The organism is Allobosea sp. 47.2.35 (assembly GCF_024655635.1).
GTDB lineage: Bacteria > Pseudomonadota > Alphaproteobacteria > Rhizobiales > Beijerinckiaceae > Allobosea.
The window spans coordinates 1-19,068 of sequence record NZ_JANLGI010000021.1; the positions used below are offsets into that span (position 1 = coordinate 1).

A 19,068-nucleotide genomic window follows, 5' to 3' on the forward strand; every position below is an offset into this window, starting at 1 on the left:
AGGGGGGCTAGCCTTCAACGCGATAAGGGGGCTGCGCTTCAATGCGATTTGACAGAAGGGCAGCGCCAGGGACCGGAAGCTCAGATCCTCGCACGGCGTGCCATCTGCCATCATCGTCCGCGCCAGCACGACGCACCAGTGATCCAGATAGGATTTGGGACGGTGCCGCCACTGGCGGCCCGGCGCACCCGCGTAGACGACATGCGTCAGAACGAGTTCCCCCAGGTTCCAGGACGAAAACTCGGCGACGAATCCCGCAGATGCCTCCCCCGTCGGAAGAAGCTCAATCGTATCCTTGTGCAGGGAACGCCAGGCGTCGAACTGATCCTGCGTCCGTAGCCCTGCCGTGCGCAAATGCGGCACCGCAAACATATCGATGTTCCTTCTCACGCCGCCCCGAGAGAAAGCCGGTATCAGTGCCCGGGATCATGATGCATTTCGCGCAAAATGCGAAATGCAGGATCAGAGCCTAACACCTGACGAATTCGTACAAAATTGACCTATATCAAGCTATCCACAACAGACAGTAATCATCAAATTATACATTAAACTTGAATATACCCCCGATTATCGCTTCCAACCTCCAGCATCGTCAAGCCTATGGTGTTGTTGCAGTATCGAAGACCCGGATCGGCGCGGTGACCAGCATCGTCGCGGCCGAACCGATCACGCCTGCTGCCGCCACAGGAGCCGGAACGTCGGAATCGGTAATGACCTGCCCCTGCAGGAGCCGCCCGCCGATCAGGCGCACGGCATCGGGGCTCGCGGCGAAAAGGTCGTGGTTCAAGCGATCGCCGGCGTTGACCGCGGACAGATCGATCACCGTTATCCCGGCCTGGCCGGCGAACTGACGGCGGTACTCCTCCTGCGTCGGATCGATGCCGCCGAGCCGCGTCGCCCCGCGCGCGATGAAACGGGAGACTTGCAAGGCCCGGTCGTGCTGCGCCGTGAACAGCGTGATCTGCGGGCGCTTCGGCCCCATATCCTCGACCTGCCGGCGGAAGACACCGACATCGAGATCGGGTGACGCCAGGATGAGATTGCTGATCTTGCGCGGGACGCCGCCCTTCCGCAGCGCGATCTGCCTGACCGCCTCGACGGCGGGCCAGCTTCCCATCGAGTGAGCGAGGATCACCACCTCGCGGACCTCGGGGCCGGCAACGGCCACTTCGAGCAGATCCGCAAGATCGGACCGCGAATAGGAGGCGTTGTCGAAATCCCGACTGTAGTCGAGCAGATAGCCGCGCGAGGGCCAGGAGAAGAGGACCGGGGCAGCGTCGGCGTCGGCGTCATGCGCCAATTGCGCGAAGCGGAAGACCGCGCGGTCGAACGGCGTGTTGAAGCCATGAACGAAGACGAAGACGCGCTTCCCGCGCCCGCTGGTCGACCTGAACCAGCTGGCGAGCCCGGCTTTCGACACGGGTGTGGAGGCCGTCACGACGAAATCCCTGGCAGGATCGCCTGGAACCGATCGCGGCAGCTGGATGGTGCCGGGCTCGCGGCCCGGCGGAATCGAGACGACGATGTTCCTGAACGAAACCTGCTCACCCCGCTCGCCGGTGAAGAGAGTTCCGGGATCGTCGGATGGCGCGCGCGTCGTCGCCGCCAGCATGTTGACGCTGTTCGTGCCGGGAGCAGGAGCGACCGGCAACAGCAGCCCTTGCGGCGTCGAGGCGCAGGCCGCCAGCCCGGCCGCGAGCGCGGCCGGCAGGATCACCCGGGAGCGGAGCCACGCCGCGCCAAGCCGGCCGCCTATCGACGTCAAGAATCTCATGCGGGACGGACCGTAGGTAACCGCTCCGGTGCCGACAAGCTCAGGTTTGCTGCACCGCGATGCCGGATCGGATTTTGGGACAGAAGATCAAGAATTGAGATTCTCTGCCAATAACCCGCCCACCACAAGCCCCTCACGGCCCTTCCGCAAGGACTGGAACTCTAAAAAATGCAATCGGCCACGAACGAAGCGTTCAGCCGGAGGACGATCGGCGCTTGCGCAACGATGACAGACATGCCCAACGTATCGCACCGCCACGATGCGGCTTAAATAGCAAAACTATACTTAAGGTTGCAGATGGAACGCAGGGCATTTCTGACCGCACTCTTCGGCGGCATATTGATCGCCGCGACCGCCGAAGCCGCGCCGCGCGACGAGCGATCGATCGGGGCGGCAAGCGCGCTCGACGCGCTGGATGCCGAATTCACGCAAGGACCGCCGCAGCCAAGGGCACCCGGCGCGGCAACGCTTCCGGCCAGCCCACGCGATACAAGGCCGCGGCGAAAGAACTGGCATCGCTATCGCCAGCGCACCCGCCGGCCGCTCCCGCCGCCGCCCTGGCGTCGCGGGCGCTGAGGATCAGCCAGCGCCGCGCGTGAGAAAGCGCGGCGCTACTCCGCTCTCTCGCCCTATCGCAGCGGCGGGGCGTAGAGAACGCCGCCCATGCTCCAGAGCTGGTTGAGCCCGCGCGGAATGCCGAGCTTCGAGCCGGTGCCGAGATTACGCTCGTAGATTTCGGCGTAGTTCCCACCCGCCTTGACGGCGCGGACGGCCCAGTCGGCCTCCAGGCCGAGCGCCTTGCCGAAACCGCCTTCCGCACCGGTGAAGCGGCGTGCATCGGGCTTCTGGGACTTGAGGGCCTCGTCGAGATTACCTGCGGAAATCCCGAGTTCCTCGGCATTGACCAGCGCGAAATTCACCCATTTCACCAGCGTGAACCAGGGGAAATCGTCGCTGCGCACGACCGGTCCGAGCGGTTCCTTCGAGATCACGTCGGGCAGCACGATCGCCTCGGCAGGCGTCGCGAGCCTCAGCCGCTCGCCATGCAGAGCCGACTGGTCGCGGGTCAGCACATCGCATTGCCCGGACTGGAAGGCGGAAAGCGCCTCGGCCGCGCTCGGATAGACCTTCTCCTCATAGGTCATCGAATTGGCCTTGAAGAAATCCGCGAGATTAAGCTGCGTCGTGGTGCCGGCCTCGACGCAGATCTTCGCCTTGTCGAGCGACAGCGCCGTATCGACCTTGAGCGCACGCTTCGCCAGGAAACCCTGGCCGTCGTGATAGGTGATGCCGGCGAAGGCGAGGCCGAGTTCAGCTTCGCGGCCCAGCGTCCAGGTCGAGTTGCGCGCCAGCAGATCGACCTTGCCGCCCTTCAACGCATCGAAGCGCTGGCTCGCCGAGAGCGGGGTGAAGGCGACCTTGCCGGGATCGCCCAGCACGACCGCAGCCACCGCGCGGCAGAAATCGACATCGAAGCCGCGCCAGTTGCCTTGCGCATCCTTCTCGGAGAAGCCGATCACACCTTCGCTGACGCCGCATTGCAGCGTACCGCGCTGCTTGACGCTCTCGAGCGTGCCGGCGCCGGCGGGAAGGGCGAGGCCGAGGAGGGTCGCGAGACCGAGACCGCCGCGGCGAAACCAGGAAACCTTCGACATGTCTGTCCGTTCCTTCTGCGATTCAGCGGTAGCGGTTACAGCGTCGCCTTGTGGCGGATGACGACCTTAGTCCCGACGGGCACGCGGTCATAGAGATCGGCGATGTCGCCATTGGCGAGACGGAAGCAGCCCGACGAGATCGCCTGGCCGATCGTCTCGGGCTGGTTGGTGCCGTGGATGCGGAAGACCGTCGAGCCGAGATAGAGCGCGCGCGCGCCCATCGGGTTGCCCGGGCCGCCAGCCATGAAGCGCGGCAGATAGGGCTGGCGCTGCAGCATCTCCGGCGGCGGGCGCCAATCCGGCCACTCCGCCTTGCGGCTGACCTGGACCTGGCCAGACCAGGTGAAGCCCTCGCGGCCGACGCCGATGCCGTAGCGCAGGGCCCGTCCATTGCCCTGCACCACGTAGAGGAAGCGCTCGGCCGAATGGATCACCACCGTGCCCGGCGCCTCGTTCGAGCGGAACAGCACCATCTGGCGGGCATAGGGCCCATCGGTGATGGTGGCTTCCTCGGTCGAGACGCGGCCCGGCTCGTCGCCGATATCCATGGTCTCCTGGATCGCGGCGGGCGGGCGCGGCTGTGCCGCCGCCGGCATGACGAGAAGCGGCGCCAAGCCGAGGCTGGTGGCGAGCAGAACGGTGCGGATGCCGTGGTTCATCTCATCGCCTCCGGTCAGCCGCAGCGGCTGTAGATGAAGGTGCCGTAGCGGGCATTGGCATCGGGATCGACGAAGCGCGTCACGATCTCCTTCGGCTTCACCGAGAGCAACTCGCGATCCTGCGGATCGCCGGCCGGAGCCTCGAAGCCGAGATAGTTCTTGCCGCCGGGACCGGCCTTCAGCCTGAGCTCATAGAGCTTGGGGTCATCCGCGACATGCATCATCACCCCGTCACCGGGGCCTTTGGCGATCACATAAGGCTGCTTGCACTGGCCCCGCGCCTCGGCCTCCGTGCGCTTGCGGTCCTTCTCGGTATGGAAGGAGGCGACGCCCCAGCGCCCGACCAGGGCATCGCGCGAAATATTGGCCGGGGCCGGGGCAGATGCCCCCACCGCGCTGCCGCTGGCGACCGGTGGCAGGTTCTCCCCTCCGCCGCAGCCCGCAAGAAGAAGCGGCAGCGCCACGCTGCAGGCCACCGCACCGACGGACGGCCACCGAGCGCTGCGAGAACATGCGGGCTTGCTTTTCATCGTCCCTCCTTGCGGCCTGGTCTGCGTCGAGGACAGACCGATTGCCTGCGGCTGTTGCAACCACCTTCCCGCTGTCCACCGGAGCCAAGCGGAACGCCCGGCATGAGAGCCGCAAATCCGGAGCTGATCAACCCCGCTTTGGAGCGACACCCTCCGGTGCTCTCTCGCAGCGCTGAGATCACCTGAGGCCGCTCCCAGGCGGACCCCGGCGCTTTGCAGTCGATCGAACAGGCGCGGGAGGTCGTGCCGGCGAATGGAATGATGGGATGCCGGAGGCAGGCGTTGCGCTGGCCTCGCCGCAAACCATCAGGGCGATGCCGGCCGCTGCGCGGGCCGCCATCTGCGCCGTGAACGGCGCGGGTCCACGCGCGGCGGACGCTCCGGCCGGGCATGGGACTGCCGGCGGAGTTGCCGCTGGCGATTATAGTAGAGTTGCGGCCGCTGGCTGAATTCGACTTCGGCCCGGTCGAGAGCACCTGCCGTCTCGGTCGCCAAGGCCTCTCCATCCGCGGCCACCGCATGGCCGGGAGAGCTGGGCAGCAAGGCCGCCCCGGCCAACCCGAGAAACCCCGCCAGCACCGATCGCCTGCTCGTCATGCCATGCCCCTTCCGGTCCGGCGCATCACGGATCATGCGGCGGGGCGGCGTCGCTTCGCAACACCGCCCGACAGCTGAAACCGATATGCAGCCTCAGGGGCAGCGCGCCTCGAAGACGCGACCCTGCCGGTCACGGTAGAGGCAGTTATTGGGCGTGGTCGCCCGGCCGATCACGGCACCCGTGACACCACCCACCGCAGCGCCGATCGCCGCGCCGCGGCCGCCACCGGCAATGCCACCGACGATGGCCCCCGTGCCAGCGCCGATCGCGGCACCGCCGAGCGTCCGCTGGTCCGCCGAATTGGGGTTGCAGCCTGCTAGAGCCAGACCGATGGCGACGACGGCGAATTTCAACCGCATCTGTGACTTTTCCTCTCGAAGTCGACGCATTTCAGACCATGCCCGAGACCCGACCGACAACGAGACGTCATCGTCGCATTCGAGCACCTGAATCCAGCCGAGCCTAGGCCGCGGGGCCGGGAATGCATCCTCCGAGAATCCCAAAATATGTACTCGCAATCCCAAATGCAGCGCCCGTTTCGTTTTCAAGGCCAATCGACTTGACACAAGAAGAAACCAACCTCGTGATTGCGCCGATAAATCAAAATCAACTACCAACAAAATTGTATTGAGCAGCGGCACCTAAAATCAGATCCTGATTTTCTGCCGATCCGACACACGTCAGGAAATATTTCCATGGACAGGCGATCATTTCTGCTTGGCATGCTTGCCGCCGGATCGGGACTTGCCGGAGCATTGGCGAGTGGAGATGCAGCCGCAGCCCCAGCGGTTTGCTCTGCGGTACCGCCCTCCTGCCCGGACGAGATCGTGGCGGCGCTTCCTGACAACACCCAGGCGGACTGGTCACAGGTCCATCGCGGCCGGCATCGTCATGGCCCGCCGCACCATCGCCGCCGGCACGCACGCCGCCAGACGCGGGTTTGCCGCACGTTCCGCGATCGTTTCGGCCGGCGCGTCCGCCGTTGCCATTGGGTCTGGGTCTGAGCCGATCCTCGCGTCGGGCAGCCTGTCCCAGCGCCTTTGCCTGTTCGCCTTAGTCAATCGGACGGTCCGCTTTCCCGTGGGATGCGCTAGCATCACGCCGATTGCATGGACCGGACGCGCGAACCTTGAACAGCCGCCAGATCGAAGTCTTCGCCGCCGTTATGAAGGCCGGGACCGTGTCGCGCGCGGCCGAAATCCTGGGCGTCACCCAGCCCGGCGTCAGCCGACTGATCGCCGAGCTTGAGCGGTCTCTGGGCTTTGCCCTGTTCGACCGGGTGCGCAATCGCATCGTGCCCACGCCGGAAGGGCGAACCTTCTTCGCCGAGGTCGAGGCCAATTTCCGCGGCATGGACCGGCTGCGCGCCGGCGCCGCCCGCATCCGCGACTATGGCGCCGGGCAGTTGCGGGTCGCGACGCTGTCGGCGCTGAGCTCATCCATCGTCCCGAATGCCGTTCTGCGCTTCCGCAGCCTGCGCCCCGACGCAACCGTGACCCTGATGGTCCTGCCCTCCCGCGACGTGCGCGACGGCGTTGCCTCCGGCATCTACGATATCGGGCTTGCCGCCGATGAGATCGATGTCACCGGGGTCGTGCATCAGCCCTTCGTGCAGCCGCGCGCGCTCTGCGCCATGCCGCTCGGCCACCCGCTCGCCGAGCGCGAGAGCATCGGCCCGCATGATCTGTCCGGCGTCGATTTCGTCGCCTATGTCCCGGAGGATCGCGCCCGCCAGCGCTTCGACATGATCATGTCGGAGGCCGGGGCGCCGCCGCCCCGCGTCGTCGTCGAGACGATCTATGCTGCGACCGTCTGCGCGCTGGTCGCTCAAGGCGTCGGCGTCGGGCTCGTCAGCCCCTATGCGATCGCGGGCCATGACCAGAGCCGGATCGTGCTGCGCCCGTTCGAACCGGCCGTGCAGAGCCGCAGTTTCCTCATCCTGCCGCCGGATCGGCCGAAGTCGCAGCTGGTGCGGGACTTCATCGACTGCCTGATGGCCGCGCGCTGAGACCATAACAACCCGGCATCGAGCCATGCCTTTCGACTGATTGCCCCCTTTTGTCAGGTGCCTGAGGATTTCCCGAGCGAGGGAAACCCACCATGCATGACCTGACACTTTGCGTTCACCACCCGGCCGTCAACGAGGAGGGCTATGCCTCGCTCGCCGTGCCGACGCACCGCGCCTCGACCATCGTCTATCCCGATGGCGCGAGCTTCATGGCCCGTAAGTACCGCGGCTTCGACGGCTATACCTATGGGCTGCACGGCACCCCGACGACGCGCACGCTCGAAGCGCAACTGACGGTGCTGCACGATGGCGCCCGCACCGTGCTCGTGCCCTCCGGGCAGGCGGCGGTCACCATCGTCATGCTGTCGGTGCTGATGCCCGGCGACAAGGTGCTGATCCCCGACCATGTCTATCCGCCGGTACGCAGCTTCTGTGCCGAGTATCTCGAACCGCGCGGCATCGCCTATGGCGTCTACGATCCGCTGATCGGGGCCGGCATCTCCGATCTCATCGACGAGACGGTCAAACTGGTCTGGGTCGAGTCTCCCGGCTCGAACACGATGGAGGTGCAGGACGTTTCCGCCATCGCCGCGGCGGCCAAGGCCAAGGGCGCGCTCGTCGGCTGCGACAACACCTGGGCGACACCGCTGATCTTCAAGCCGCTGGAGCATGGCGCCGATTTCGCCTGCGAGGCGCTGACCAAATATGTCGGCGGCCATTCCGACCTGCTTCTGGGCTCGGTGACGGTCAGGGATATGGCGCTGCGCCAGAAGATGAAGGAGGTCCTGCGCGGCTTCGGCGTCGGCGTCTCACCGGACGAATGCCAGCTCGCGCTGCGCGGCATCGAGACCATGGGCTTGCGCGTCGCCCATATGGGCGGGGTCTCCGAGGATTTCGCCCGCCGGCTCGTCGATCATCCGATGGTCGAGCGCGTGCTGCATCCGGCCCTGCCCTCCAGCCCCGGCCACGCGATCTGGAAGCGCGACATGGGCCGCTCGTCCGGCCTGTTCAGCCTCGTGCTGAAGCCTGTCGATGACGACACCATGAGCGCGGCCCTGAGCGCGCTCCGCGTCTTCGCGATCGGCGCCTCCTGGGGCGGCACGCGCAGCCTCGTCGCGCCGCAGGCGATCGCGCCGGACCGGACCGCCACTGCCTGGACCGCGAAAGGTCCGCTGCTGCGCATCAGCATCGGGCTCGAGGAGCCGAACGAACTCTGGGCCGATCTAAGCCGATTGCTGTCGGTGCTCGGGCAAGCCTCCGCAAGCAAGGCCGCCTGACGAGAAGCAGCGTCAAGACTGCAACGACGAGGTCACGGCGCGACGCCCGCGCCGTGACCGGAGGATTTGCCCGAAGACGGCCTCCGAACCACAAAAAGCGAAGGGGAATGACCATGAAGACGCTCTTCACCGGGCTGGGCGCAGCCCTCACGGCGGCCTGCCTCGCGGCGCAGCCCGCGGCCGCCGACACGCTCAAGACGATCCGCGACCGCGGCAAGATCATCTGCGGCACCAGCACCGGCGTCGCCGGTTTCTCGACTCAGGATGCCAATGGCCGCTGGCAGGGCTTCGATATCGATATCTGCCGCGCGCTCGCGGTCGTGATCTTCAACGACACGGAGAAAGCCTCGTTCGTGCCGCTGACCTCGAAGGATCGCCTGATCGCGTTGCAAGCCGGCGAGGTCGACGTGCTGCCCCGTACGACGACCTGGACGCTGGCGCGCAATTCCGGCCAGGGCGTCACCTTCACCGGCGTGAACTACTATGACGGCCAGGGCTTCATGGTGCCGAAGAAGCTCGGTGTCGCCAGTGCTAGCAAGCTCGACGGCGCCTCGATCTGCGTCGCGCAGGGCACGACGAGCGAGCTCAACCTCGCCGATTATTTCCGCCGCACGAAGATGAAATACGAGGTCGCGGCCTTCGGCACCTCGGAGGATGCTCTGAAGGCGTATGAGTCCGGGCGCTGCGACGCCTATACGACCGACGTGTCCGCCCTCTCGGCCAATCTGCTGAAGTTTCGCGACCCGGGCGAGCATCTGGTGCTGCCCGAGGTGATCTCGAAGGAGCCGCTCGGCCCCTGGGTGCGCAGCGGCGACGATACCTGGTTCAACCTGGTGCGCTGGACGCTGTTCGCCCTGATCAATGCCGAGGAGCTCGGCGTGACCAAGGCCAATGTCCGGGAGCTGGCGGAAACTTCGGCCAATCCCGAGATCCGCCGCTTCCTCGGCAAGGACGGGAAATATGGCGAAGCGCTCGGCGTCTCCAATGACTGGACTATCAGGATCATCGCCGCCGTCGGCAATTATGGTGAGAGCTTCGAGCGCAATCTCGGCATGAATTCGCCGATGAAGCTCCAGCGTGGTCCGAACGCACTCTGGACGGAAGGCGGACTGCAATACTCGCCCCCGTTCCGCTAAGCGATCCGGCGCAGTGAAAAGCGGGCGAGGCTGCCTCGCCTGCTCTTCACCTCAAGGGCGGATCACGACGACATCCTTGATCCGCCGCATCTCGAAATCCGAGATCAGGATTTCGAGCTCGACCTCCCAGCGACCGGCCACCGGCAAGGTCAGGGCGTCGATCCGCCAGATGCCGTCCTGCCCCAGCCGCGCCCGGCGCTCGATCGGCTCGATGCCGGCCGCAGCGTTGCTGAAGCCGAGGTTCAGTTCCTTCGCCGGCAAGGGGCCGAATTCACCATTCATCAGGACGATCTCGACCGCGACAGGCCCTGCCCGGCCGGGCGTGACCGTGACATCCGCCATCGCCTGCAAGGTGTGGATATGGACGGCAGCCGGCTGCGCCTGCGCCGCCAGGATCGCCCGCGGCGGCGGCGTGAAGCGCCAGAGCGCCGCCGTGCCGAGGATCACGACCAGCGCCGCCAGCTCGACGGCGATGATGCGGGTCATGACGCGCGCAGCCGGGAGCTCGCCGGCCTCGACCTGCCGCGTCAGGCGCCAGCGGTTGAAGCCCGCCAGCAGGAAGACGAAGCCGACGAGTGCGAGCTTGGCGAGAAGGACCCGGCCATAGGCCGTCGCGAGCAGCGCGGCCGGCGTCTCAACCTGCACCCAGGCCAGGACCGCGCCGCTGAGCAGAAGCGCGGCGACGACGAACGCGATGCCGGAGGAGAAGCGCCGCAACGCGCCTCTTCCCGCCTCGCTCCGTAAAGTCAGCGCGAGCGGGAACAATGCCCCGACCCAGGCGGCGATCGCGCTCGCATGCAGGAACACGGCCGGGCGCATCAGCCATTGCGGAGACGCGGCGCTGGCATGGCCACTGCTCGCGAGTGCGAGGCCGACGAACAGCACCGAGAGGAGGCCGACTCTGCTCGCTCCCGTTGCCGGTCGGCGGATGCCGACGAAGGCCAACGCCAGGGCGATGGCCGCAAGAATGACGGTCCAGAGATAGCTGGTCGCCGCAGCGGCTTTCCAGATAGCCGGTTGGAAGAGGGCACCAAGCGAAGCCCCGAGCGCGTCGAGCCCCTGAGCACCGAGTGCGACCGGCAAGCTGAGCATGCCGATACTTGCCATCGCCGTTGCGAAAACTCTGGCCCCACCGCCGAGCGGCCCGACCCATGCCCGGCTCGCCGCCGCTCCGCAGCCAAGGAACAAGCCGAGATAGAGCCCGAAGCGGCTTAGCCAGACCAGAAACCGGACCGACCTGTCGGCTTGCTCGCCGAGATCGGGCGCCGCGCCGCCGGGCGCGCCGACCGCGAAGACCAGTGCGCCGCCGACGGGGTGGCCGTCCTCAGAGACCACGCGCCAGCTCAGTGCATAGGTGCCGTTGGCAAGCGCGGCGGGAAGCTCGATCGCAACGGTACGGTCCTTCAGGGCGAAGCGGCCGAGAACCTGCGATCCGCCATCCGGCCCGACGAGCCGCAGCGCCAAAGGCGAGACAGGCTCGCTAAAGACGAGATTGATCTGCTGCGGAGCAGCGGCGAGCACGCTGCCATCGGCCGGCGTCGCGCTGTTCAGCGCGGCATGGCTCCAGCCGAGGCGAGGCGCTCCGGCGCAGGCCAGCAGGACGAGAACGAACAGCACGCAACGGTTCAATCGGATCGACATGGCGCATCCTCGTGGTGGAGCGCCGGAGCGCTCCACCACTGACGGGGTCACTTGGCGGGCGTGAGCTTCACGCCGGGAGCGGGGAACTTGTAATCGTCCGCGACCTTGCCGGTGGCGGGGATCTCGATCCAGCGCTCGGCGGCGCCGCCCTCGCATTCCTGCACGACCGGAACGTAAAGCGTGGTGTCGGCCTTCAGATCCTTGGTGAGATAGCCGCGCAGCACGAACTCGTCATAGTGCTCGTCGAGCAGCTTGCCGCCGCTCCAGACCACTTCCTTCACACCCTCAGCGGTCGGCGTGCCGTAATAGTCATAGGACTTCTCGTACTTCCCCTTGACCGTTTCGAGGGTCCAGCCGGGCTTCGGCATCGGCTTCACCGCGATGACCCCCTCCGGAATCTGGACGCGAACCTTCGTGGTCGCAGCGCCCTTGCAGCCATGCGGCACGCGCAGCACCGCCTTGTAGGTCGCGCCCACGGGGGCCGACTGGTTTTCGAGTGTGACATGGGCCAGCGCCGGGCCGGCCGCGACGAGACCCGCGAGGGCGAGAAGATACTTCATGACATATATCCTTGGTGAGGAAAGCCGCTCACGCGGCGGGGATGCGACAGGCGGACGGCCTGCCGAATGGGAGAGCGGGCGAGAGTGGAAGCCGGTTGCGGCCGAGGCCCTGACAGGGCCGATCAGCGCAACGCCGACGGCGCATGCGCCGCCCGCGAAGCGAGCCTGGTGATGGGATGGCATGGCACCGGGTTCCGCGCCGTCACGGCGTCGGATCGGCTCAGAGAGCCCTCACGACGGCCGGCGGCAGGCTGAAGACAGCCGTCGCAGACGCCGTGGCGCCGGACGGCGGCTCAGGCGAGAGCGGGCGGTGCGCGCGGGTTGCCGGGCGAGTGGTCGGAAAGGAAGCCAACGGGCCGGTCGAGACGGCGGGCAAAGGCGACGACATCGGCCGGCCGCTGCGACAGGATCTGGAAATCGGACTGGACCGGATCAGCCCCGGCGAGCATCGGGCAGCCGGCCGTGCAGCAGCTCATGCCGGCATGGTTCTGCGCCTTGTCGTGATCGCCGCCGGCGCTTGCTTCCCCGCTCGGCGCGCAATGGGTCAGCGCGAGCGTCCGGTCGAGCGAGAGCGCGTTGGCATAGCTGCCTGCCGCAAAGCCGGCGAACAGCGCCTGGACCACGAGCAGATAGGCCGCGAGAATCGCGACCCAGGACCTGCCACGTGATGATGCGCGTTGCTGCACGAGAACTCTCCCGCACCATGCATAGCCTGCGAAGCGGGATCGCGGAAGCGACAGAAGGTCACAAGGCCAGACGATCCCATGCGGGTCAGGCCTTCGCGTGAATGGCCTTCCAGATCGCCAACGGCGTCGCCGGCATGTCGATATGGCGCACGCCATGAGGCGAGAGGGCATCGACGACCGCGTTCATCACGGATGGCAGCGAGCCGGCGCAGCCGGCCTCGCCGCAGCCCTTGGCGCCGACCGGGTTGGTGCGGGTCGGCACACCCTCGCTGATGAAGGTGAAGAAGGGCACATCCGCGGCGCGCGGCATCGCGTAGTCCATGTAGGAGCCGGTCAGGAGCTGGCCGTTCTCGTCATAGGAGGTCATCTCGCAGAGCGCCTGGCCGATGCCCTGCACGACGCCGCCATGGAGCTGCCCCTCGACGATCATCGGGTTCACCAGGACCCCGAAATCATTGACCATGACATAGCTGGCGATCTCGACATGGCCGGTATCGGAATCAATCTCGACCTCGGCGATATGGCAGCCATTCGGATAGGCCGATGGCGCGGCCTTGAAGACGTGATCGACATCGAGCGTTTGCGGTAGATCCTCCGGCAGCGACGCGCCCATCTGCAGCTTCCGGGCGAGTTCCATGATACCGATCGAGCGGTCGGTTCCGGCGATGGCGAAGCGCCCATCGGTGAACTCGATATCGGCGGCGGCGGCCTCCAGGAAATGGGCACTGAGCAGCTTGCCCTTCTCGATGACACGCTCGCTCGCCTCGATGATCGCCGAGCCGCTCGCCATGATCGATTTCGAGCCGCCGGTGCCGCCGCCCGCAATCAGGCGGTCACTGTCGCCCTGCACCAGCCTGATCCTGTCGAAGGGCACGCCGAGCTGGCTGGTCAGGACCTGGGCAAAAGGCGTCCAGTGCCCTTGCCCGTAGTCGAGGGTGCCCGTGACGATGGTGACGGTTCCGTCCGGCTCGAAATGGATGCCGCCCATCTCGTTGCTCGGCGGGGCGGTGACCTCGAGATAGCAGCCGATGCCGCGGCCGCGCAGCTTGCCGGCCTTGTGGCTGACGCGTTCGCGCGCCCGATAGCCCTTCCAGTCGGCCGCCTCCAGCGCACGGGCGAAGAGCGCCGGGAAGTCGCCGCTGTCATAGACCGTGCCGATCGGGGTCTGCCATGGCAATTGCCCGGGCCCGATCAGGTTGCGTTGCCGGATGACGGCGCGGTCGATCCCCATCTCACGGGCGGCAGTGTCGATCAGCCGCTCCATGAAATAGTTGCCCTCGGGGCGCCCGGCCCCGCGATAGGCCGCAATCGGCACGGTGTTGGTGACGGCACAGCGCGTCTGCACCTCGACCAGCGGCGTGCGGTACATGCCGACACTGTTCTTGCCGATGTTCAGCGTCGCCATCAGCGGGCCGGGCGACGTGAGATAGCCGCCCATATTGCCGAAGCCGGTGAAGCGCGTCGCGAGGAAACGGCCGCGCGCATCGAGGGCCAGCTCCGCGTCGAACATCATGTCGCGGCCGTGATGGTCGGAGACGAAGCTTTCGGAGCGCTGGTCGGCCCATTTCACCGGCTTCTTCAGGAGGCGCGCCGCGTGGAGCAGCACGACATATTCCGGGAACACGGCCGACTTCATGCCGAAGGACCCGCCGACATGGCCAGTGATGAGGTGCATCCGCTCCTGCGGCACGCCCATCGCCGCCGCGAGGTTGTTGCGCATGCCGAAGGCGCCCTGGCTCGGCGCATGGAGCGTGTAGCGCTTCGTCTTGCGGTCATAGGTGCCGACCGCCGCACGCGGCTCGATCGGGTTCACGATGATGCGGTTGTTGACGATCCGCACCTTCGCGACATGAGCCGCCCCGGCAAAGGCGGCAGCGACCTTGCCGGCATCGCCGAAATGGTAGTCGAGGATCAGATTGCCCGGGACGTCGTCGAAGAGCTGGGGCGCATCGGGGGCGAGCGCCGCCTCGGCGGAGGTGACCGCGGGCAGGATGTCGATATCGAGCGAGACCGCCTCGGCGGCATCGCGCGCCTGCTGCACTGTCCGGGCGACGACCATGGCGACGGGATCACCGACGAAGCGCACCTTGTCCGCCGTCAGCGCGTGGCGGATCGGCTTCCTCATCGCGGACCCGTCGCGGTTCGGCAGGTCCACCGCGCATTTCAGCGCGCCATAGCCCTGCCCTTCGAGGTCCCCGGCCGTGTAGATCGCGACGACGCCCTTCATCGCCCGCGCGTCGGCCGTGTCGATGCCGCGAATAATGCCATGCGCGTGCGGGCTGCGGACGAAGACGGCATAGAGCTGGCCGTCCAGCGAGAGATCGTCGGTATAGCGCCCCTCGCCGCGCACGAGGGTCGCATCCTCCTTGCGGGGGAGCGACTGGCCGATGCCGGCGGCGCGTCCGGCCAGATGGTCAGGCTTGGAAACATGCATGTTCATCGCAAGGCACCACAGTCGAGTGAAGGCCGGAGCGGTGATCCCAGGCGGATCGACAAAAAGCGCTTCGACCTTTCGCGGGCGGCGTCCGGCTTTCAGAAGCCACCCGGCTGTGGACGATCATAGGCATCCCGGAGCCCATTGGCGCCTGTTTCGTTGGCATGGCTCCATTGCGAACGACACGGCAACCGGTGCAGCGCAGTGCCGCCGGGCAGAATGCGGGCCTCCCACGCAATCATCCAGAACGTGAATGGAGAGCATCCAGAGATTTAATTTCATGAAGGTCGGAGTGACCCATATTCTGGTCGAAAAGGCGCTTCGCCGGCTCCCACCCTGCCGCGAACGTGTCCGAGGCCATTGCCCATTTGCCGCGACGGTCGAACGACGGCAGGGGTCCCGACGGAGCAGAACCCAGCCATGCGGACACCGGATCGGCCGGGGGGCGAAGGTGGGCATTGGGACATGGCTGTTCGTCCGGCCGGACTCGGCGGCCGGATCGCCTCGTCCCTGATCCGCTTCCCGAACTACCGGCGACTGTGGATCTCGAATCTCTTCTTCTTCGCCGGGCTCTGGACGCAGACGCTGGTCCTGGGCTGGCTGGTCTTCGATATCACCCGCTCGGAATTCTCGGTCGCGCTGTTCACGGCGGCCCGCCTCACGCCCCTGATGCTCGGCCCGCTCAGCGGCGTGCTGTCCGACCGCTTCGACCGCCTCCGGCTGCTGCTGATCGCGGCGGGCTGGGCCTTCGCCACGATGGCGACCATCGCGACGCTCGTCTCGCTCGGGATGATCACCTATTGGGGGCTGGTCGTCGGCGGCTTCTGCATCGGCATGGCGCAATCGCCGTCCCAGCCGGCGCGCTACGCGCTCGTCTCCGAACTCGTCGAACGCGACAGCCTCAGCAATGCCAACGCGCTCAATTCGATCGTCATGAACATGACGCAGATCGTCGGCCCGGCGCTCGGCGGAGCGATGATCGCGGCCTTCGGTCCGGCGGTGGCGCTCTGGGTCTCAGCCTTCTGGTACCTGTTCTCGTTCCTCGCGCTCTGGCGCCTGCGCGGCGCCGGGCGGCCCAGCGTCCGCCATTCCGGAGAAACGCTGCTGGGCTCGCTCACGGGCGGCATGAAAGCGGTTTTCTCAAGCCGCCTCGCCAGCGCCGTGCTGCTGACCACCCTGATATCGAACATCCTGATCTGGCCTCTCCAGGCCGCCTTCATGCCGGTCTTCGCCAAGGTTCATCTCGGTCTCGACGCCCAAGGGCTGGGTTGGCTCCTGACCTGCACCGGGATCGGCGGGCTGGCCGGATCGCTCGCGATCGCGGCACTCGGCGATTTCCGCTTCAAGGGCGGCATCTTCCTCCTGGGCACCGCGAGCTGCGGGCTGCTATGGGCCGCCTTCGCGCTCTCGACCTGGCCGCCCCTCTCCTTCGCGATCATCGCGGCCATGGGCGTCTGCGCGGCGCCCTTCGTGGTGATGCAGACCACGCTCCTGCTGATGATGACCGAGCCGCAGGTCCAGGGACGGGTGATGGGCTTGCAGGAACTCACCATCGGGGTCATGCCGCTGGCGACCGTTATCCTCGGGGCAGCAGCCGAACGCTTCGGTGTCGCGACCGTCGCGCTCTTCGACGGCCTCCTGCTCGCGGCGCTCGTCGCCCTCCTGGCGATGCGGGTGCCGGAACTGCTGCGCTATAGCGGCAGAGCGGCCTAAGCGCTGCAGACCGCACCCCGGTTGCGGCGGCTGAAACACACCATATGGCGAACGCGTCCAATATTTACGCATCTCTCATCATTTAAACCTATAGGTTGCATATCGCAGGATAACCTTCTTCGCCCGAGCCGATCCCCCTGCTCTTCCCAGGCACCGACGCCGGGCGCGACGAGGTAGACAGATGACTGGCCACCGAGCCCCCGCCTCGACCCCGCGCCGCGCCCTGGCCGTGAAAGTCGTGGCCTGATGTCGCTGATCGAACCGGACATGCAAATCGAGGCACGGCCTGCGCAGCGAGGAGCGGTCAGGCCGGCCCGGCCTTCCGATATTCCGGCGATCGCCCGGCTGTTCCTGAAGATATTCAGGAGCGCCGACAGGCCGGCCGGGACTGACCTTCAAAACTACCTGCGCACACTGCTGCTGGCCTCCCCGTCCTATAGCGAGACCTCGGGCACGCAGGTCTATGAACAGCGGGACGGACGGATCCGCAGCGCGCTCCTGGCCGTGCCGATGCGTTTCGTCGCCTGCGGCAACATCGTGCCCGGGCGGCTGCTCGGCGTCTTCATGACCGATGCCGACCGGGAGGCGGTGGGCGCGGCGCAGCTCATCCTGGCCCTGCGGCCGAGACGAGCCGATTTCGCCTTCTGCGACAGCGCCTCGCCGACGAGCTGCAACCATCTCCTCGCCATCGGCGGCAAGCCGATCACCTTGCAGAATCTTGAATGGGCTCGCAGCTTCCGGCCTCTCGGCGCCCTCGCCGGGCGTTTCAATACGCGCTTCCTGCGCGGCAGGTTTCCCAGCCTGCCGGTTCTCGCGCATCCGTTCGACAGCCTGCTGCGCCGGCTGCTACCGCAGCCGGACGCGCGGGAGCAAGGCGGGACGCGCATCGCCGAGATGCCGGTTTCCACCTTCCTCGTTCAGGCGCCGCGGCTGATCGCCCATTACGCTGTGCGGCCACTCTGGACGGAGGAGGAACTCTCCTGGCTGGTGTCGCTTGCCGCAGAGAACACGCGGCTCGGCGCCTTCACGATCCGCTCCGTCCTCGACCGCAACCACGCGATCATCGGCTGCTTCGTCTATTTCGCGGCGCCGGGACGGACCGCGCATGTGCTGAACGTGCTGTCTCTGCCGGGGCAGGAGACGGCCGTGCTCGACGCGATGTTCCGCCATCTCGACGAGACCGGCCATGTCGAGGCGCGCGGCCGGGCGCAGCCCGCCCTGATGGCCGGGCTCTCGCTGCAGCGCTGGCTCGTCTTCCGGCACCGGGCCTTCACCGTCGCGCTGACGCGAATCCCCGAGATCAACGATGCGATCGCGCGCGGCGACATCTATCTCGGCGGCCTCGCCGGCGAGGACTGGAGCCGGCTCCTGACCGATTTCGATTGAGGCGGACACGATGATGGTCTCGGTCATCCTCAAGGCGCTGAACGAGGAAGCGCGGATCGGCGCCGCCATCGAGAGCGTCCAGGCCGCGCTCGAGGGCATCGGCGGCGAGATCATCGTCGCCGATGGCGGCTCACGCGACCGCACGCTCGCCATCGCCGCGACCTATCCGATCCGGATCGTCCAGCTCGCGGCGACGATCGCTCCGAGCTGCGGGATCGGCCCCCAGCTCGGCTTCCAGTACAGCCGCGCGCCCTTCATCTGCCTGATGGACGGCGACATGCTGCTCGATCCCGGTTTCCTGCCCGAGGCGCTCGCCTTCCTCGCCAGCCATCCGCGTGCGGGCGGCGTGACTGGCCATGTCGAGGAGATGAACGACACGAGCCTCGAATATGTCCGGCGCGGACGCCGCGTCTCACCGGAAAACCGCACGGGCACGATCGACCGCATGAATGGCGGCGGCCTCTATCGGCGCGCGGCTATCGAGCAGGCCGGCTATCTCTCGGATCGCAACCTGCACGGCTACGAGGAATTCGATCTCGGCGTGCGCTTGCGGAGCCATGGCTGGACGCTGCATCGCCTCGACCGCCGCTTCGTCCGCCATTTCGGCCACGCGCTCAATGCCTACACGCTGCTCATGCGACGCTGGAAATCCGGCTACCTGCGCGGAATCGGGGAATTGCTGCGTGGGGCGCTCGGCCAGCCGCGCTGGCGCCAGCTCCTCCGGGAATTGCCGGAGCTGAGGCTCTGGACCGGCGTCTATGCCCTGCTCGCCGTAATGATCGTATTGCCCTTCGCGATGCCGCGCCCGCTGGCCGGGCTCGCGGTCGATGCCGCCCTGATCGCCGGTATCGTGGGCGCGATGAGCCTGCGGCAGCGCAGCCTGTCGCTCGGACTCTATGCGGTCGTCGCCTGGTTCTTCCACGCAGCCGCCCTGCCCCTCGGCTTCCTTCAGGCGCGCAGGGCTCCGGACGCGTGGATCGAGAGCCGGATCGTCAAGGACGCGCCGTAGCG

General features: G+C 66.8%; 15 protein-coding genes and 1 pseudogene. 6 read left to right on the forward strand and 10 right to left on the reverse strand.

The window, feature by feature from the left end; all coding sequences use genetic code 11:
- The 6 genes and pseudogenes from NUV79_RS21085 to NUV79_RS21110 all read right to left on the reverse strand — a co-directional run.
- Window positions 1-372, reverse strand: a pseudogene (locus NUV79_RS21085) (hypothetical protein); the annotation flags it as partial.
- Window positions 373-598: 226 nt separating this feature from the next.
- Complete coding sequence (locus tag NUV79_RS21090; protein ID WP_257735032.1) at window positions 599-1,765, reverse strand: alpha/beta hydrolase; 1,167 nt, start codon at window positions 1,763-1,765, stop codon at window positions 599-601.
- A 638-nt stretch (window positions 1,766-2,403) separates the two neighbouring features.
- Window positions 2,404-3,429 (reverse strand): amino acid ABC transporter substrate-binding protein, encoded by a 1,026-nt coding sequence (locus NUV79_RS21095; protein WP_257735033.1) that lies wholly within the window; start codon window positions 3,427-3,429, stop codon window positions 2,404-2,406.
- Between the two features lie 35 nt (window positions 3,430-3,464).
- Entirely contained in the window at window positions 3,465-4,088 is a 624-nt protein-coding gene (locus tag NUV79_RS21100) for a L,D-transpeptidase (RefSeq protein ID WP_374679307.1), read from the reverse strand.
- Between the two features lie 14 nt (window positions 4,089-4,102).
- Entirely contained in the window at window positions 4,103-4,552 is a 450-nt protein-coding gene (locus tag NUV79_RS21105; RefSeq protein ID WP_257735034.1) for a hypothetical protein, read from the reverse strand.
- 756 nt (window positions 4,553-5,308) lie between these two features.
- Window positions 5,309-5,575: a YMGG-like glycine zipper-containing protein gene (locus NUV79_RS21110; RefSeq protein ID WP_257735035.1), complete on the reverse strand. Its 267-nt coding sequence runs from the start codon at window positions 5,573-5,575 to the stop codon at window positions 5,309-5,311.
- A 770-nt stretch (window positions 5,576-6,345) separates the two neighbouring features.
- Between NUV79_RS21110 and NUV79_RS21115 the strand changes: the two genes are divergently transcribed.
- From NUV79_RS21115 to NUV79_RS21125, 3 genes are all read left to right on the forward strand, one after another.
- Entirely contained in the window at window positions 6,346-7,224 is an 879-nt protein-coding gene (locus NUV79_RS21115) for a LysR substrate-binding domain-containing protein (RefSeq protein ID WP_257735036.1), read from the forward strand.
- 92 nt (window positions 7,225-7,316) lie between these two features.
- Window positions 7,317-8,501 (forward strand): trans-sulfuration enzyme family protein, encoded by a 1,185-nt coding sequence (locus NUV79_RS21120; RefSeq protein ID WP_257735037.1) that lies wholly within the window; start codon window positions 7,317-7,319, stop codon window positions 8,499-8,501.
- Between the two features lie 113 nt (window positions 8,502-8,614).
- Window positions 8,615-9,637 carry an amino acid ABC transporter substrate-binding protein gene (locus NUV79_RS21125; protein WP_257735038.1) on the forward strand — a complete coding sequence of 341 codons (1,023 nt, stop codon included), beginning with the start codon at window positions 8,615-8,617 and terminating at the stop codon, window positions 9,635-9,637.
- 51 nt (window positions 9,638-9,688) lie between these two features.
- On the opposite strand, the gene NUV79_RS21130 is transcribed toward NUV79_RS21125, so the two are convergent.
- The 4 genes from NUV79_RS21130 to NUV79_RS21145 form a co-directional block, all read right to left on the reverse strand.
- The gene (locus NUV79_RS21130) at window positions 9,689-11,278 is read right to left on the reverse strand and encodes a copper resistance CopC/CopD family protein (protein ID WP_257735039.1); all 1,590 of its coding nucleotides are present in this window, start codon (window positions 11,276-11,278) and stop codon (window positions 9,689-9,691) included.
- 47 nt (window positions 11,279-11,325) lie between these two features.
- Complete coding sequence (locus NUV79_RS21135) at window positions 11,326-11,838, reverse strand: YcnI family copper-binding membrane protein (protein ID WP_257735040.1); 513 nt, start codon at window positions 11,836-11,838, stop codon at window positions 11,326-11,328.
- 293 nt (window positions 11,839-12,131) lie between these two features.
- Window positions 12,132-12,524 (reverse strand): hypothetical protein, encoded by a 393-nt coding sequence (locus NUV79_RS21140; protein ID WP_257735041.1) that lies wholly within the window; start codon window positions 12,522-12,524, stop codon window positions 12,132-12,134.
- A gap of 85 nt (window positions 12,525-12,609) precedes the next feature.
- On the reverse strand, window positions 12,610-14,964 hold the full coding sequence (locus tag NUV79_RS21145; protein WP_257735042.1) for a xanthine dehydrogenase family protein molybdopterin-binding subunit: 2,355 nt from the start codon (window positions 14,962-14,964) through the stop codon (window positions 12,610-12,612).
- A gap of 459 nt (window positions 14,965-15,423) precedes the next feature.
- Here NUV79_RS21145 and NUV79_RS21150 point away from each other — a divergent pair, with 459 nt between their 5' ends.
- The 3 genes from NUV79_RS21150 to NUV79_RS21160 all read left to right on the forward strand — a co-directional run bounded on the left by NUV79_RS21150 (window position 15,424) and on the right by NUV79_RS21160 (window position 19,066).
- A complete protein-coding gene (locus NUV79_RS21150) occupies window positions 15,424-16,671 on the forward strand; it encodes an MFS transporter (protein ID WP_257735043.1) in 1,248 nt (415 codons plus the stop codon).
- Window positions 16,672-16,917: 246 nt separating this feature from the next.
- Complete coding sequence (locus NUV79_RS21155; RefSeq protein WP_257735044.1) at window positions 16,918-18,057, forward strand: GNAT family N-acetyltransferase; 1,140 nt, start codon at window positions 16,918-16,920, stop codon at window positions 18,055-18,057.
- A 10-nt stretch (window positions 18,058-18,067) separates the two neighbouring features.
- Window positions 18,068-19,066 (forward strand): glycosyltransferase family 2 protein, encoded by a 999-nt coding sequence (locus NUV79_RS21160; protein WP_257735045.1) that lies wholly within the window; start codon window positions 18,068-18,070, stop codon window positions 19,064-19,066.
- The last annotated feature ends 2 nt before the right edge of the window (window positions 19,067-19,068 follow it).